This window comes from Yersinia thracica (assembly GCF_902170565.1).
Taxonomy (GTDB): Bacteria; Pseudomonadota; Gammaproteobacteria; order Enterobacterales; family Enterobacteriaceae; genus Yersinia; species Yersinia thracica.
On the sequence record NZ_CABHXX010000027.1, the window covers coordinates 14,198 to 27,493 of the forward strand.

Below are 13,296 nucleotides of genomic sequence, written 5' to 3' on the forward strand. Positions count from 1 at the left end.
CCACTCACCCGAATCACTTACCTGAGTAAGCTCATCGGGACTCGTTTGTTTGCACCTACCTGCAACTCTAATTTCTTTGGGCATATAGTAATGGCAGTAAAAAACTCGAGTGGCGGCAAGTCAGCCACCAAAGTCATCGAGCATAATGTTTTCATCTTCCACACCAAGGTCTTTTAACATCTTAATGACTGCCGCGTTCATCATTGGTGGGCCACACATATAGAATTCACAATCTTCAGGTGCCGGATGATTTTTAAGATAATTTTCTAATAACACGTTATGAATGAAGCCGGTATAACCCGTCCAATTGTCTTCTGGTTGCGGATCAGACAAAGCAACATGCCAACGGAAATTATCATTCTCAGCCTGTAACTGATCAAAATCTTCTTCATAGAACATCTCGCGCCGTGAACGCGCGCCATACCAGAAGCTAATCTTGCGCTTAGAATGCAGCCGTTTAAGCTGATCAAAAATATGCGAGCGCATAGGCGCCATACCCGCACCACCGCCAATAAAGACCATTTCGGCATCAGTATCTTTAGCAAAAAACTCACCAAATGGTCCAGAAATAACCACTTTATCACCCGGTTTCAGTGACCAGATGTAGGAAGACATAATCCCCGGAGGGGCATCCGGAACTGAGGGTGGTGGCGTGGCGATACGCACGTTCAGCATGATAATACCGCGCTCTTCTGGGTAGTTTGCCATGGAATAAGCACGCACCGTCGGCTCGGTAACCACTGACTCAAACCGGAACAAATTGAATTTATCCCAATCGCCGCGATATTCCGCTGGCACATCAAAATCCGCATATTTTATTGTATGAGGCTCGGCCTCAATTTGAATAAAGCCCCCTGCACGGAATGGCACAACCTCACCATCAGGAATTTTAAGTTTCAGCTCTTTGATAAATGTCGCTTTATTATCATTAGAGATAACTTCGCATTCCCACTTTTTCACCCCAAAGATTTCTTCCGGCAATTCAATTTTCAGGTTTTGCTTCACACTAACCTGACATGCTAACCGGCAACCTTCTTTTGCTTCCCGCTTGGAGATATGAGAAAGCTCGGTCGGCAAAATATCCCCGCCGCCTTCTTTGATGGTTACCCGGCACTGCCCACAGGAACCGCCACCGCCACACGCTGAGGAAACGAAAATGCCATGGCTGGAAAGCATGTTGAGCAGCTTATCCCCTGCCGGAGCAGTAAAACTTTTATCCGTATCTTCATTAATATCAACTGTGATATCACCGGTATTCACCAACTTTGACTTGGCAAACAAAATCATCACCGTCAATGCCAGCACAATGAGGGTGAACATGACTACGCCCAGAATTATTTCCATGAATTATTCCTACCTTTATAGGTTTACGCCGGAGAAAGACATAAACCCTAAGGCCATCAATCCGGTGGTGATAAAGGTGATCCCTAAGCCCTGTAAACCCGCGGGTACATTGGCATATTTCATCTTTTCGCGAATACCCGCTAACGCGACAATCGCCAGCATCCAACCGATACCAGAACCAAAGCCATACACAATGGATTCAGGGAAGTTGTAATCACGCTGGGCCATAAATGACACTCCGCCGAAAATGGCGCAGTTCACCGTAATCAGTGGCAGGAAAATACCCAGAGCGTTGTACAGTGCGGGGAAATAGCGATCAAGAATCATCTCCAAAACCTGTACAATGGCAGCAATTACGCCAATAAAAGTGATGAAATTCAGGAAGCTGAGGTCAACACCTTCAACCAATGCCCCATCCCGCAGAACCAGGTTATAAACCAGATTGTTAGCAGGTACGGAGATGCCCAAAACCACTGTTACTGCAATGCCCAAGCCAAAAGCCGTCGAGACTTTCTTGGAAACCGCGAGGAAAGTACACATCCCCAAGAAAAACGCTAACGCCATATTCTCGACAAACACTGCGCGGACGAACAGACTGATGTAATGTTCCATCGTCAATTACTCCTTCTCAATCTGCGCAGGTTTCAGGGTTCGTAAGCCCCAAATCAGCAAACCAATGATAAAAAATGCGCTAGGTGCCAGCAGGAATAATCCATTAGGCTGATACCAACCACCATTCTGGACAGTTTCTAACACTGTTACGCCAAATAATTTACCCGAGCCAATCAACTCACGGACAAAGCCCACCAGCACTAGCACCACGCCATAACCCAAGCCATTGCCGATGCCATCCATAAAGCTTTCGATTGGCGGGGATTTCATTGCATAAGCTTCAGCGCGCCCCATTACAATGCAGTTAGTGATAATCAGGCCAACAAATACTGAGAGCTGTTTAGATATCTCATAGGCATAGGCCCGTAGGATCTGATCCACCACAATCACTAGCGAAGCAATAATCACCATTTGAACAATGATGCGCACACTGTTTGGAATATGGTTGCGAATCAGTGAGATGAAGAAGCTGGAGAATGCCGTAACCAAGGTCACCGCCAGTGTCATCACTAAAGCGGTTTCCAGTTTGGTGGTGACTGCCAGCGCTGAACACACGCCCAGAATTTGCAGCGCAATGGGGTTGTTATCAAATAACGGCCCCAATAAAACCCGTTTAATTTCTTTGCTATCAGCCATTTTTTAACGCCCCTTCGCGCACTTTTTTCAGGAACGGGCCAAAGCCGTTTTCACCGAGCCAAAAATCAAAGCTGTTTTGTACTCCATTGGAGGTCAGCGTTGCGCCGGACAAACCATCTATAGCATGAGGATCGTTAGCAGGCGCTCGCCCTTTAACAATACGAATAGCCGGTTGCCCTTGATCATCAAACAATCGCTTACCAATCCATTGGTTACGCCAGATAGGGTTCTCAATTTCGCCCCCTAGTCCCGGTGTTTCGCCCTGATCGTAATAGGTGATGCCACGGACTGTTTTACCGTCAGTATCAATGGCAACAAAGGCATACATCATTGACCACAAACCAGAGCCGTAAATCGGTAACACGATTTTGTTTATCTGCCCGTTTTCACTACGTACCAGATAAATCTCAACCACATTAGCCCGGCGGCGGATGCCCGCAATATCCTGTGCAGGTGTCAGCGCGATGCTCATTTGGTTATCACGTAGTGCCTGCACGCGATCAAACGCCGCAGGATCTTGTTGAATAAACTCACCGCTTTGCAAATCGAGCAGGCGCGGTTCAATCCGCTGTGCAAACTCACTCTGCACTTTTTCTGCTGACATTCTCGGTTGCAGTAAACCGGCCACTGCCAAAATATTGCGCTGCTTATCCAACAAGCGCTGTTCTTGTTGCTTGGCTTTCAAACCTACCGCCGCGCCAGCCACGATGACTGAACACACCAAACACAGCACAATCACCACCAGCAGTGTTTTGCCGATGCTGTCATTATTTCTTGGTTTATCATTCGCCACGGGCTTTCCTCCGCTTGATATTGGCCTGAACAACCACATAATCGAACAGTGGCGCAAACAGGTTAGCGAACAGAATCGCCAGCATCATTCCCTCCGGATACGCCGGATTAGCCACGCGGATCAAGACACACATCGCGCCAATCAAGCCGCCATACCACCACTTGCCTTTATTGGTAAAGGAAGCGGACACCGGATCGGTCGCCATAAAAATCATGCCGAAAGCAAAACCGCCGAGCACCAAATGCCAATACCACGGCATAGCGAACAATGGGTTGGTGGCTGAGCCGACCCAGTTAAACAGGTAGGCCGTCGCCACCATGCCAATCATAACCCCGGCTACAATTCGCCAGGACGCTACGCGGCCGAAGATGATAATGGCACCGCCAATCAAGATCATTAGCGTGGAGACTTCACCAATAGAACCGGGAATATTGCCAAGGAAAGCATCCATCCAGGTAATAGGTTGTCCGCTAATCGTATTGACCAAACTGTGGCTACCATTAACACTCCATTGTGATAAAGGCGTCGCACCAGAAAAACCATCGGCGGCAGTCCATACCAAGTCACCGGATATTTGTGCCGGATAAGCAAAGAACAGGAAAGCGCGCCCAGCCAGCGCCGGGTTGAGGAAGTTGCGCCCTGTGCCACCGAAGATCTCTTTACCCATCACCACCCCAAATGAGATCCCCAGCGCCGCCTGCCATAATGGCAATGTCGGCGGAACTATCAGGGAAAACAGAATCGAGGTGACAAAGAAACCTTCGTTGATTTCATGCTTGCGAATGATAGAGAACACCACTTCCCAGAAGCCGCCCACCACAAACACGACGGCATAAATAGGCAGGAAGTAGACCGCCCCCAGCACCATTTTACTTACCCAACCGGCATCTGACGCCAATGAGGCACCCAGCATTTGTGCCAATCGGTAATGCCAATCGCTGGCAATGATCTGTTGCAGCTCCGCGCCATGGTAGAGTTGGTTCAAGGCCGGAATCGCCTGCCCGCCGACGTTATACATCCCCCAGAACATCGCCGGGAATACCGCCAGCCACACTAAAATCATCATTCGTTTCAGATCGATAGCATCGCGAACGTGAGAGGCACCCGGTGTCACTTTACCTTGCGTATAAAAAATAGTGGCGGCAGCTTCATACAGCGGGTAATACTTCTCGAGCTTCCCACCGGCTTCAAAATGGTGCTCTATTTTTTCAAGAAAACTTTTCAGGCCCATCGGTTATCCTTCCTGCTCAATCTTGGTCAGTATGTCGCGCAATACCGGCCCATATTCATATTTACCGGGGCAGACAAATGTACACAGAGCCAAATCTTCTTCATCCAATTCCAGACATCCCAGAGCTGCAGCGCTGTCGGTATCGCCAGATAACAGGTCGCGTAGTAAATGAGTGGCCAGAATATCCAGTGGCATAACGCGCTCATAGTTGCCAATTGGCACCATAGCGCGCTCCCCACCGTGCATGTCAGTGGAGAAAGCAAACAATTTGCGTTTGAAGAAATGGCCCAATGTGGTGCGAGTAATGGAATATTTATCACGCCCAGGCATCACCCAGCCGAATAGCTCTTTTTCTCGCCCTTCGCGGATGACAGATACTTGCTGATGGAAACGCCCCAGATAACCATGAGTGGCAGAGAAAGCGGTGCCGCTGAGCACCGAACCGGAGATAATGCGGTTATCCCCCTCTTTCAGCCGACCAGCGGTCAATTCAGATAAACTGGCCCCGAGGCGAGTGCGCAGCAAAACCGGTTGATTCACTTGTGGGCCGGCGACGGCGACGATACGGTCAGTCCATAGCTCACCACGGGTAAATAGTTTGCCAATAGCAATGACATCCTGATAACCCACATGCCAGACAATCTTATTCAGACTGACCGGCTCAAGGAAGTGGATGTGAGTCCCCACCAGTCCGGCGGGATGCGGGCCGGAGAACTCATTGTAAGTCACCTGCGTATTAGGATGGCTGGCCACTATTTGCCCCGGCGCATGACAGACATGCACTTTGCCCTCCGTCAGACGGGCCAATACTGTTAAGCCGTGATTGAAAGCATCAGACTCGGTGGCAATAATCACCTGCGGGTCAGCAGCCAGCGGTTGGGTATCCATGGCGCTAACAAAAATAGCTCGTGGACGGCTATCAAGGGCCGGGGTTTTGCTGAAAGGGCGGGTTCGCAATGCTGTCCATAAGCCGGATACCTGCAAAAGCCGCTGCACTTGTTCTGCACTCAGTTGGCCGAGAGATAATTCATCATAATGCTCGAACGGGATTTGCTCATCACCGTCAATATCAATCACCACAGATTGTAAAACCCGGCGCTCACCGCGATTGATGGTGCTCACTTTGCCACTAGCAGGGGCGGTAAATATCACGCCTGGATTTTTTTTATCTTCAAATAGCGCCTGACCTTTCTTAACCCAATCACCTTCCTCTACCAACATTGAGGGGCGCATTCCCACATATTCTTCACCGAGCAAGGCCACATGATGAATTTTTGGCCCCTCTTCTATTATCTGTGCGGGTGCTCCAGCGATGGGAAGATCTAGTCCTTTCTTTATTTTAATCATAGAGTTGAACTACTTTATTAGTTATATCAAATGCTGCACTGAGCCCAGAATGTACAGCCACACAAAGAGAAGATTCTTTCATAGTTCAGTTAAATGGCACTTTAATACTGAGTCAATTAGACAAACATGAATATTGACTGAAAGAGCCTCAGAAATTAATGCTGACATCCATACAATGTGTTAATGAATAGAAAATAACCATTAATTGAGCAGGTCATCAGCAGTGGGCAATTTTAGCATTTCCTTTTGGGGCTGTCTGACAAATGCAGTGACTTGAGTCAAGCAAATACAAATAATTTACTGCAAAATTGTATATGTATTCGGTAAAATCGTATTGTCAATTCACCTTTACCGACTTTGTATTTATTTTATACAAAACATATATTGCTAAAAATTTTCTGACTGATAATCTGCGCCTATAAATCAAAGAATGCAGTGGCATAATTTACATAATATAAGTAGGAATAATAAATGGGCAAAATCGCGCCGTTGTTTACGACGAGAATGTTTGCGATGAGACTCTTTGCAACCATAACGTTTGCAGCGATAATTTGTTTGCCTGCGGTATCTTTCACCAGCTCAGCCAGCGAGCCGGTGGCAGTATCCAAAGAGCTAAAACAGCAATTACTCGGGTCCTCAGTCTATATTCAAATCTTTAAAGAAGAACGTACCCTGGAATTATATGCCCGGTTACAAGGCGAATATCGTTTGGTACAAAGCTACCGTATTTGTGAATTCTCAGGTGGACTTGGCCCAAAGCGCCGTGAAGGGGATTTTAAAAGTCCGGAAGGTTTTTACACTATTGATATGCGCCATTTGAAACCTGACAGTAAGTTTTATCGGGCAATCAATATTGGCTTCCCAAATGATTATGATAAGTCGCAAGGTTATTCAGGCAAATATCTGATGATTCATGGCGCTTGCAAATCAATCGGCTGTTATGCAATGACCGACGCCTATATGGACGAGATATTTAACTACGTGCAAACGGCATTTATCTTTGGTCAGGAAAAAGTGGACATCAATATCTATCCTTTCCGCATGACTGAGCAAAATATGCAACGTCACCGCAACTCTTCGGATTATAACTTCTGGCGTCAATTACAGCCGGGTTACGAGTATTTTGCCAAAAACCGCATACCACCGTCAGTTTCTGTGGTCAACGGGCAGTATGTGCTTAGCCGCCCGCCAACCTCCAGTGCGCCAGAATCGCAATACGCCCTGATAAAATCAGATGCTCTGACCAAAACCAATGCGCTCACCAAAACAGAATAATGCAAATTCACCTGGTGCAATTTTGTGCCAAGTTTCATTACCGGTTAAGGGCTGCGTAGCAATCACTGTGACCACATCATTGGGTGTGGTCTGGCGCTGGAAATCGATTTCAACATCTTGATCCAGCAAAGTCGCTTTACCGAAAGGGGCGCGGCGCGTTATCCAATATAAATTGGTCGAACAGAACGCCATGACAAAACGCCCATCCGAAAGCAACATATTAAACACCCCTTTAGCACGTAATTGCTCACACAAGGTGCCAATATAGCGAAATACCGCGGGCCAGTGACTCGGCGTGCGGGGGTAGCGTTTTGCCAGTTGATTCAGTAGCCAGCAGAAAGCATATTCACTGTCTGTTTGGCCAATAGGCCGGAAAGTTCCGGTATCCAATTGGCGATAGCCTTTAAGTTGGCCATTATGAGCATAAGTCCAGTTTCGCCCCCACATTTCGCGGGTAAAAGGATGAGTATTTTCTAATGCCACTTCACCCCGATTTGCCTGACGGATATGGGAAACCACCGCACAGGATTTGATCGGATAATCTTGCACCAATCGAGCAATGGGCGAATTAAAACTGGGTTGGGGATCTTTAAACGTGCGGCAACCATTACCTTCATAGAAAGTAATTCCCCAGCCATCTTTATGTGGGCCAGTTCCCCCGCCCCGCTGCACTAAACCCGTAAAGCTAAAGCAAATATCCGTCGGAACATTTGCGCTCATTCCGAGCAATTCGCACATATATTCCTCCGCGCACCGAATAGGGCTTCAAGCACCATATTGTTCACTCAGACACAAGGTGATCAACCGACCGTTGATCACCCCAGAAAATCAGGCTTTTACCATCTCTTTTTCAATCAACTGAATCAAGATGTGAATCACTTTAATATGAATTTCCTGAATACGATCTGCATAGCCGAAATGAGGAACACGAATTTCGATATCCGCAGAGCCGGCCATTTTGCCGCCATCTTTACCTGTCAGGGTAATGACTTTCATGCCTTTAGCACGTGCAGCTTCAATTGCTTTAATGATATTACCTGAATTACCTGAAGTGGAAATACCGAGCAGCACATCCCCTTCACGGCCTACAGCTTCAACATAGCGAGAGAAAACATAGTCATAGCCAAAATCGTTACTGACACAAGAGATATGGCTGACATCTGAAATCGCAATAGCCGGATAACCAGGGCGGTTCTCACGGTAACGGCCGGTTAGTTCTTCGGCAAAATGCATGGCGTCACAATGGGAGCCACCATTACCGCATGACAATACTTTACCGCCAGCTTTAAAAGAATCAGCCAATAATACGGCTGCGCGCTGGATGGCATCAATATTGGCATCATCTTTCAGAAAGTTTGCCAGTGTGTCTGCGGCTTCGTTCAGTTCACTGCGGATTAAATCCTGGTACATGGGAGCCTCTTTATCGTTCTATACCTAAATATTCGTCCGCCATCAGTGTACCGGATAGCATAAACTGCGAGAAGCACTGTAATGAACTTGCCAATGGAGTTTTGGATGAGCCAGTACCGTTTTAGCGGTTAGTGCTGCCAATTTGTGAAGTGAGTTGTAAATAATATGTAATGGTATTGATAAAAACAATGAGATGAACTACAACAAATGTATCACTCAACAGGTCAGACCTCCTACATCTCAGGAGCTTCATTATGATGGTTCTTAGCATTGTTGCCTTGCTGGTTCTTATTGGTGTGCTGTTCTATCACCGGGTGAACCTGTACCTCAGTAGTTTGGTTCTGGTGGTTTACACCGCCGCTATGGGTGCTGCGCAGTTATGGTCATACTGGGTATTATTGCCGCTGGTGATTGTTCTGTTGCCTCTGACCCTCACGCCACTGCGCCAATCCCTATTTTCAGCCCGTGCATTGCGCATGTTCCGTAAAGTCATGCCAGCCATGTCACGAACTGAAAAAGAAGCGATTGATGCGGGTACCACTTGGTGGGAAGGGGATTTGTTCCAGGGCCAACCTGACTGGAAGAAACTGCACAATTATCCCAAACCGCAATTAACCGCAGAAGAGCAAGCTTTTATCGATGGGCCGGTTGAAGAAGCCTGTCGTATGGCGAATGATTTCCAGATTACCCATGAATTAGCTGATTTACCGCCAGAACTATGGGCTTATTTGAAAGAAAATCGCTTCTTTGCGATGATCATTAAGAAAGAGTACGGCGGCCTTGATTTCTCAGCCTATGCTCAAGCCCGGGTATTGCAAAAATTGTCTGGTGTATCGGGGATTTTGGCCATCACCGTCGGCGTACCTAACTCCCTCGGCCCCGGTGAATTACTGCAACACTATGGGACTGAAGAGCAAAAAAATCATTATTTACCGGGTTTGGCCCGTGGCGACGAAATTCCTTGTTTCGCTCTGACCAGTCCGGAAGCAGGTTCAGATGCCGGTGCCATCCCAGATACCGGGATAGTTTGTAGGGGTGAATGGCAAGGTAAACAGGTGCTGGGCATGCGCCTGACCTGGAACAAACGCTATATTACCCTCGCACCTATCGCCACGGTACTCGGGCTGGCTTTCAAATTATCTGACCCTGAGCATTTGCTGGGTGAGACAGTTGATTTGGGGATTACCTGCGCGCTTATCCCGACCAATACCCCAGGGGTGGAAATTGGTCATCGCCACTTCCCGTTGAATGTGCCATTCCAAAATGGCCCGACGCGCGGTAATGATATCTTTGTGCCCATTGACTACATTATTGGCGGGCCTCAAATGGCCGGTCAGGGCTGGCGGATGCTGGTAGAATGTCTGTCAGTTGGGCGCGGAATTACCTTGCCGTCCAACGCCACGGGTAGCTTGAAAAGTGTGGCGATGGGAATTGGCGCTTATTCCTATATCCGCCGTCAGTTCAAAGTCTCAATCGGCAAAATGGAAGGAATCGAAGAGCCATTGGCGCGCATTGCCGGTAACACTTATGTGATGGATGCCGCCGCCACCTTAATTACCAGCGGCATTATGCTGGGCGAGAAACCGGCGGTATTGTCCGCCATCGTAAAATACCATTGTACTCATCGTGGCCAACGCGCGGTCATGGATGCAATGGATATTGCTGGCGGTAAAGGCATCTGCCTTGGCCCGGCCAACTTTATTGCTCGCGGTTATCAGGGCGCGCCTATCGGTATCACCGTGGAGGGCGCTAACATACTGACCCGCAGCATGATTATCTTCGGTCAGGGCGCTATCCGTTGCCATCCATTCGTGCTTGATGAAATGGCCGCCGCGCAATCTAACGATGTTGCCGCCTTTGATAAAGCGCTGTTTGGTCATCTGGGCCATGTGGGGAGCAGCAAAGTCCGCAGTTTCTGGCTGGGGCTGACCCATGGCCGCACCAGTGCCACGCCAACCAAAGACAGCACTCGCCGCTATTATCAGCATCTCAACCGGCTGAGCGCCAATCTGGCATTGTTATCTGATGTCTCGATGGGGGTACTGGGGGGCAGTCTGAAACGCCGCGAACGTATTTCTGCCCGCTTGGGGGATATTCTTAGCCAAATGTATTTGGCGTCGGCTACCTTGAAACGCTATGAAGATGAAGGCCGCCAGAAAGAAGATTTGCCGCTGGTGCACTGGGGGGTGCAAGATGCCCTGAATCAGGCGGAACAAGCGCTGGATGATTTACTGCGTAACTTCCCGAATGGCTTTATTGCTGGGGTCATGCGCTTGGTTGTCTTCCCATTTGGTCGTGTACATCAAGCGCCATCAGACCGTCTGGATCACCAGTTGGCGCAGTTGCTGCAAGTTCCGTCAGCCACCCGCAGCCGGATTGGTCGTGGTCAATATCTGACACCGAGCGAGTTTAACCCGGTCGGTTTGCTGGAAGCAGCATTACTGGATGTCATTGCAGCAGAGCCAATTCATAAGCGCCTGAGTAAAGAAGCGGGTAAGAGCCTGCCATTTACCCAACTGGATAAACTGGCTAAACGCGCATTGGCTGAAGGGAAAATTAATGCTGAGGAAGCCGCAATACTGACCAAAGCAGAAGCTAGCCGCCTGCGCTCTATTAATGTCGATGAATTCGAGGCTGATGAGCTGGCCGCCAAGCCGGTGGTAAAGCAGCCCACGAAACAACGGCAGACTGAAGCTGCATAAGGGTATTAGCCTTATTGATGTGAGTGTCTCGCTCTTAAAACTAAGCCTCCAGTCATTGGAGGCTTTTTTATCATCATCATTCAGCAAAACAATGATATAAATCACGAACAATCATCCAGTAGATCACGGACAATCACCCCGAACTGCTCGGGTTTGCCGGTAAATAACACATTATCGGGCTGAATCTGCAACAGCCGTTGGCGTAAATCATTCCGCCATTTTTTATCAGTAATTAGCCGAACCGTCACCGCGATATATTCAGCCAAATCATGGGCAATTAACTTTTCATCCAATCCCAGCCGGCGGAATAGCCCCTCATCTATATGTTCGTGAACTTCGGCCCCGCTCAGACACACTCCGGGCAACCCCTGACGCACGGTATCGACGATGCCATTGGTGTTGCCAAAAGGAAATGGATTGATAAACAGGTCACACTGATTAATCACCTGCAAATAATCCAAATACCCCAAGTGTTCATAGATTTTAGCTTGAGGAACAATCTCATTAATCGCCTTTTCCATCACTCGATGGGTGATACCCCAACAAAAACCCACTAGAAAATGAAATACCACCGGCGTTGATGTTTGCTGAGCAATTTCAGCGCAAGTCGCTAAAAATCGAGGATTAATTTTCATCGCGGAGGCACAAACAGCAATATGCACTGCTGGCCGCTCATCAAAATGCGATATGGGTTCCGGCTGATTGATATTGGCAGGTGGCACGTAAGGCAGGCAATCTTTGGGTAATGAGACAACTTTCTCTGAGAAACACGCTATATCTCCCAGATAATCCTCTTCGACTAAGACCGCATCAATATAATCAGAATGGGTGGTCGCGGGGTGCCCCAACGCCATCACTTGCAAGGGGGCCAACCGCAAGTTAGTCAGTGCAATAGTCAGTGGGAACATACCGACACTGGGGAAATAAATAACGTCCGGTCGCAGTTTCTGCGCCAATGCCACAATGGTCTCCACCGCCCCCGCTCGACTCACCTCAGTGAAGTCATCAAAGACCTCCCGAGTGATGGCATCAGTAGCTTCAACAATGGTGACTCCGTGAGTCGAAAACTGCTCACGAGCTGCGCGTAAGGTACTGGAATGAGTACGATAAATTGAATGGCCGCTGTTAAACCATTCTAAAACAACCAACATTAAGGGCTTAGTGCGTGATGGCGGTGACAACTCATTATCAGATAGCCCTTTGTGAAGCAGTGTATTACGCAAATGAAAATTAATGCTGCGTTTTATGGCGTGCTTTTGTGCCATATCAGCATAACTGCAATGCATGTAAACATCGTGCAAAATACGTTCAGGCAGATGCTCAAGACTCTCCAGGGTTAAGAGTTTTTCAGGTAGCCAGTCCAACAGAAGTTCACGTTTTGCATGCCCGGCCACACTGGGTAAAATGCGCGGTGATAATAATGCCAAAAATAGAGCTGCTGCTGCATGCGGGTTAAATTGCCACAATGTGTCTGGCTGAAGCGGAACGCCCGATTCAGGTAAATACGCCAGACAAAATTTCAGGAAATTATTTTTCTCAAATCGCAGAGGATGAGCACACCCCTCCCCCGCTTGATTAAGATTAGTAATAACATGATCCGCATGACCAAACGGGGAGGCGGCGAAAATTAATGCAATCCAGCGGTGGAAATTAATCAGTTGTAAAAAACCTTTATCTGATAAGACAAATCCGGGATCAGAAAATAGGTGGCCAATGGCCGCCGCTAACCGATTACAATAATACTCCTGCTGCTGTAATGGCTGTTTATTAAGAGAGAAAACCTCCCAGCGGCCATAGTGGGTATCCAATTGTTCCAGCATCAATATCAAGACCCGCCCCGCCTCCTCATAGCGCCGCACACAAACTAAAAACTCGAAATAAGGTAATGAAAAGGCTGTCGAGTTCTCCACCATTTGTGTTATTTCATCTGTTTTGTTCACCATTAT

11 protein-coding genes are annotated in these 13,296 nt (G+C 48.0%); 2 read left to right on the forward strand and 9 right to left on the reverse strand.

Going from position 1 to position 13,296, the window contains the following annotated elements:
* Window positions 1–120: 120 nt before the first annotated feature.
* From nqrF to FTA91_RS03335, 6 genes are read right to left on the reverse strand one after another with little or no spacing between them, the layout of a single operon-like run.
* A complete protein-coding gene (gene nqrF, locus FTA91_RS03310) occupies window positions 121–1,344 on the reverse strand; it encodes an NADH:ubiquinone reductase (Na(+)-transporting) subunit F (RefSeq protein ID WP_050113204.1) in 1,224 nt (407 codons plus the stop codon).
* A 15-nt stretch (window positions 1,345–1,359) separates the two neighbouring features.
* Entirely contained in the window at window positions 1,360–1,956 is a 597-nt protein-coding gene (gene nqrE, locus FTA91_RS03315; RefSeq protein WP_004392325.1) for an NADH:ubiquinone reductase (Na(+)-transporting) subunit E, read from the reverse strand.
* Window positions 1,957–1,962: 6 nt separating this feature from the next.
* Window positions 1,963–2,592 (reverse strand): NADH:ubiquinone reductase (Na(+)-transporting) subunit D, encoded by a 630-nt coding sequence (locus FTA91_RS03320; RefSeq protein ID WP_005160493.1) that lies wholly within the window; start codon window positions 2,590–2,592, stop codon window positions 1,963–1,965.
* Entirely contained in the window at window positions 2,585–3,385 is an 801-nt protein-coding gene (locus tag FTA91_RS03325; protein WP_050113200.1) for a Na(+)-translocating NADH-quinone reductase subunit C, read from the reverse strand. The genes FTA91_RS03320 and FTA91_RS03325 overlap by 8 nt, the downstream gene beginning before the upstream one ends.
* A complete protein-coding gene (locus tag FTA91_RS03330; protein ID WP_145582950.1) occupies window positions 3,375–4,616 on the reverse strand; it encodes an NADH:ubiquinone reductase (Na(+)-transporting) subunit B in 1,242 nt (413 codons plus the stop codon). The genes FTA91_RS03325 and FTA91_RS03330 overlap by 11 nt, the downstream gene beginning before the upstream one ends.
* A gap of 3 nt (window positions 4,617–4,619) precedes the next feature.
* Window positions 4,620–5,963, reverse strand: a complete 1,344-nt coding sequence (locus FTA91_RS03335) for a Na(+)-translocating NADH-quinone reductase subunit A (RefSeq protein ID WP_050113197.1) — start codon at window positions 5,961–5,963, stop codon at window positions 4,620–4,622.
* Window positions 5,964–6,434: 471 nt separating this feature from the next.
* Between FTA91_RS03335 and dpaA the strand changes: the two genes are divergently transcribed.
* The gene (dpaA, locus tag FTA91_RS03345; protein WP_050113196.1) at window positions 6,435–7,238 is read left to right on the forward strand and encodes a peptidoglycan meso-diaminopimelic acid protein amidase; all 804 of its coding nucleotides are present in this window, start codon (window positions 6,435–6,437) and stop codon (window positions 7,236–7,238) included.
* On the opposite strand, the gene FTA91_RS03350 is transcribed toward dpaA, so the two are convergent.
* Together FTA91_RS03350 and lpcA are read right to left on the reverse strand one after the other, a co-directional pair.
* Window positions 7,194–7,976 carry a class II glutamine amidotransferase gene (locus FTA91_RS03350; RefSeq protein ID WP_050113194.1) on the reverse strand — a complete coding sequence of 261 codons (783 nt, stop codon included), beginning with the start codon at window positions 7,974–7,976 and terminating at the stop codon, window positions 7,194–7,196. The genes dpaA and FTA91_RS03350 overlap by 45 nt on opposite strands.
* 90 nt (window positions 7,977–8,066) lie before the next feature.
* Entirely contained in the window at window positions 8,067–8,648 is a 582-nt protein-coding gene (gene lpcA, locus FTA91_RS03355; RefSeq protein ID WP_050113192.1) for a D-sedoheptulose 7-phosphate isomerase, read from the reverse strand.
* A gap of 254 nt (window positions 8,649–8,902) precedes the next feature.
* On the opposite strand from lpcA, the gene fadE reads away from it, so the two are divergent.
* Window positions 8,903–11,350, forward strand: a complete 2,448-nt coding sequence (gene fadE, locus FTA91_RS03360; protein WP_050113190.1) for an acyl-CoA dehydrogenase FadE — start codon at window positions 8,903–8,905, stop codon at window positions 11,348–11,350.
* A gap of 101 nt (window positions 11,351–11,451) precedes the next feature.
* Here fadE and FTA91_RS03365 read toward each other — a convergent pair whose 3' ends face one another.
* Complete coding sequence (locus tag FTA91_RS03365; protein WP_050113188.1) at window positions 11,452–13,293, reverse strand: hypothetical protein; 1,842 nt, start codon at window positions 13,291–13,293, stop codon at window positions 11,452–11,454.
* Window positions 13,294–13,296: the final 3 nt, after the last annotated feature.